The following is a 2,819-nucleotide window of genomic DNA, read 5'->3' as shown; positions in this document are numbered from 1 at the left end:
GTTCTGTCAAGGGCGATTTCCCCCTTGACTGGTTCTGAAAGAAATTCTATAATCGCAAAGGCAAAATAAACTACATTACTTCTTGACGTTTAATAACTGGTCATAATAGGCACTTGACAGTATATATACTGCCTTTCCCTTAACGCTCAATACCATGGCTTTTGACCACAGCACCTTAAGGTAGTTTGAAATCTTCACCTGTATGGCAATTTCAGCGGACTTATCGCCATCATCTGTACAGCATAGCTGTCTTCAAGTAGCTACGCTACTTGGACATGCCTTCGTGCCGCACTATCATCTGCATACCTACATAACAATATCCCCATTCATCAAGCTTTTGGTCTAATTCATTTAGAACTACATTTGCTAACAATGGGCTGATAGAGCCTCCCTGAGAAACTCCTTCGTCACTCATTATGAACATTCCTTTGTCCATGATTCCAGCATAAGAAACTATGTATTAAGGTTATAACCATGTGATTATCAATGGTTTTTGATAATATTTCCATAAGCATCGATTGATTAACTGTATCAAATAATTTCTCTAAATCCATATCGATTATATACCAGTATCCTCCATTTGAGTATCCCTGACATTTCTTCAATACATCATGGCATCCTCTATTTGGTCTGAATCCATAGCTAGTATTAGAAAACTGATTTTCATATATTGGACTTAACGCTTGATAAATTGCCTGTTGAATCACTCTTTCGACTAATGTGGGTATCCCCAGTTTACGTGTTTGACCGTTATCTTTTGGTATTTTCAAACGTTTAACCGGAGTTGGTTTGTAGCTTGAATTCAGTATTGATGATAAAATTTCTTCCCAGTGGGATTTAAAATGTTATAGAAGTTCATCTATCTTCATCTTATCAATTCCACCTACCCCTTTATTTTTTTTACCTTTTGGTAAGCATATTCATATTATCCCTGGATAAGATTCTTTCTAACATTTCTACTGTTGGTTTGTTAGTGCCGATGTCGTCCTTTTCAATCATCCTTGAATTGCGCCACCCATTTCTGTGTTTTCGTGTTCCACACTATTTCCACAGTTGACGATGTTGTCTATATTATGTTTTCCCATGTCCATGAAACCTCCATGGGTAAGAGCAACAACCTTCCTCCAATGTAATCTCCACATTTACTGTATAGACCTCGGGTAGTATTGGAATTTGCTTTGTTCAGCAAACTCGTCCACTCTAAATCAGCCAGATGTGATTTCTGTTTGTCAGTTTGGAATTTTGCCTCTAGTTTCCTTCAGATTCCACGTCGCTGTGGACACCCTTGTTTTCAGCTAACAGTTCCTACTACCAAGCTCGTAGTGTACTTTCACCACAAAGTTGTTGTCTATACCGGGTAACACTAAAGCGGTGAATTATGTCCACCGCTTTAGTATCACTCAAAATTTCTATGTGAAATACACAAAACTCCTATTTGACATTATTTATAAGAAAACAAAGCTCAGATGTGGAGTCACTTGCACTTATTGTCCTTTAAGTGGCTGGATACCAGGATCATTTTTACCTTTATAAATAATGTAATAAATTTGACTTTCATAAGTAACATTCCCTGGGTAAGCCGTACCCATATAAACGTACTCATTCGTCCAAATAGCAGTTCCTGGAGATGAATAGTTCCACCTTAACGGTTGCGTTCCACCTGGTTTATGTGCCCAAGCATTTAATGTATCATAAGTCTTCATAAAATGATAATCAACATTACTGTTATCTTTTCTGATGCAGATTACTCTAAACCACTGATCAGGAAAGCTTGTTGGCTTAGTTGTAGTTTTGTAACCCCAATAACCCATTACATCCAAATCAGCTAAAACAACATCTGCCATTTGAGAAATAGATAAAGACATGCTAAATGGAGTATTTGATGTTGCCCCTGGTTGCAAACCTGACACCATACCTAGTGAATAAGCGTAACAGTTATAATTCAAATAAGAACTACTCCAAGAACCAATAGCTGTACTGTTTTGCAAAGTATATTGCAAAAGGGTTTTCGCTTGAAGCAAGTTCATTTTAGTAAGAACCCTTGCCATTTCAGCCATCATTTGATTTGATTGCTCATAATTAAATGATGCAATATACGGGTTTACCTTGCCTTCAATCAACAAGGGTACATAATTTGATACAAAAAATTTAGCTATATCCTTATGTTTTTGATAATCCGAAGGTAACCGCAATCCATTAGCTTCTAACGTCTTTAACATATTAGTACTGTCAAAAGAAAGTATTGTTTCTTTAGGAATCGAATCATTTTCCTGTGCATGAACAGCTGATAATGTCGTCATGAAAATAGCAACTAGCAAAGTTACCAGTGCCAAGAAATGCAACTTTTTACTTTTCATACCCATATTGTCCTCTATTCTTAATTATTTTTTAATACAATTGTTACTTTCTTAGGATGCTTTCATATATCTTCTTTATGTCGTCTGCCATTTCTTTGTACCCTGCATGACTTCGCGAGGTAGCACCGTTTTTCAGAAGATTGAAGTCACTTTTTATATATTCTGCTAACTGCTCATCAGTGAGTTCTTTTTTTAAATCTTCGTTCACCTGTAACCCGTTATTTATGAGTACTTCATACAAGTCACTAGCAGACATTTCCTCAATTTCAGCATCAGTATAACTCACATTCTTCCCGCCTCTATAAGCTATAATAGAGCCTACTGCTAATGATGATAGAACAAGAAGTAACAATATGATTTTTTTTGTAGACATATATACTCACCACCTCGTATAATAAAGTCATAGTTTAAAAACTATATTTTCTTTTCTATCTCATAAGTCTTATGGGATAATATTTGTAC

Annotated in this window: 4 protein-coding genes; all 4 read right to left on the bottom strand. The window is 36.0% G+C overall.

The window, feature by feature from the left end:
• Positions 1 to 265 precede the first annotated feature (265 nt).
• Entirely contained in the window at positions 266 to 415 is a 150-nt protein-coding gene (locus BO51_RS09990) for a hypothetical protein (protein WP_496486287.1), read from the bottom strand.
• Positions 408 to 770, bottom strand: a complete 363-nt coding sequence (locus BO51_RS09985; RefSeq protein WP_496486285.1) for a reverse transcriptase domain-containing protein — start codon at positions 768 to 770, stop codon at positions 408 to 410. Before BO51_RS09985 ends, BO51_RS09990 begins: the two co-directional genes overlap by 8 nt.
• 714 nt (positions 771 to 1,484) lie before the next feature.
• The gene (locus BO51_RS09980; RefSeq protein ID WP_496486283.1) at positions 1,485 to 2,363 is read right to left on the bottom strand and encodes a hypothetical protein; all 879 of its coding nucleotides are present in this window, start codon (positions 2,361 to 2,363) and stop codon (positions 1,485 to 1,487) included.
• A 37-nt stretch (positions 2,364 to 2,400) separates the two neighbouring features.
• Positions 2,401 to 2,730 (bottom strand): hypothetical protein, encoded by a 330-nt coding sequence (locus tag BO51_RS09975; RefSeq protein WP_496486281.1) that lies wholly within the window; start codon positions 2,728 to 2,730, stop codon positions 2,401 to 2,403.
• Positions 2,731 to 2,819 lie beyond the last annotated feature (89 nt).

The sequence above is a fragment of the Soehngenia saccharolytica DSM 12858 genome, assembly GCF_059568515.1.
The sequence above is the reverse complement of the archived record's forward strand: the minus strand, read 5'-3'. Positions and strand labels throughout refer to the sequence as shown.